Source organism: Wolbachia pipientis, from assembly GCF_023661085.1.
In the GTDB taxonomy this organism is placed as follows: Bacteria; Pseudomonadota; Alphaproteobacteria; order Rickettsiales; family Anaplasmataceae; genus Wolbachia.
Genome location: NZ_JAHDJT010000185.1, coordinates 1 through 615, shown reverse-complemented (window position 1 = coordinate 615; position 615 = coordinate 1). Strand labels below are relative to the sequence as shown.

The window sequence follows — 615 nt, the reverse complement described above, 5'->3', positions numbered from 1 at the left end:
ACAACAACAATGTATGACTTCTCATTTACCAGCACCAGTTTTTCCAGTGCATACACCTTGTACGCCTGCACATATACCTTATGCTGTTAATTCATGTCATAATCATTTTAACTCATGTCATAACTACTATGACGTATATCACAATCCTTGTGATACATTAGGGCTTGTTTACTAAAAGATTGTTTTAAACAACTTATATATGTACGTAGTGCTACTTTAGCACACGTGCTATGTCCCTTCTAAAAGCGTACGGGCATTATTTAAATAATGCCCGTACATCTTTTTGCTTGATAAGGAAATTCATAAGCAGCAGCTTACTCACATAGCAGTTTTACTAAAATTTATTCCAGCAACACAACTAATACCTGCAGTCCTCTTTTGAAATTCCATACCAAATCCCAATGGTAGTAGGACAAATTAAAGATACCGTTTTGTCAGTGTGTAACCCCAGCACCTCTTTTCCTGTTATCCAAGTAGTCCTCCTTCTGTCATTCAAGTACCTTCTTTTTTTATCATCCCAGTGCTCCGACACTGGGATCTAGGATACTACTTTAGTAATAAATATTTAAGAAATTTACCAGACAGAGAAAAAAGACAATAAAACCCCGAGGTAGC

At 36.4% G+C, this 615-nt stretch carries 1 protein-coding gene; it reads right to left on the bottom strand.

The window, feature by feature from the left end; all coding sequences use genetic code 11:
• Positions 1–358: 358 nt before the first annotated feature.
• On the bottom strand, positions 359–532 hold the full coding sequence (locus tag DM84_RS06025; RefSeq protein WP_250779093.1) for a hypothetical protein: 174 nt from the start codon (positions 530–532) through the stop codon (positions 359–361).
• Positions 533–615: the final 83 nt, after the last annotated feature.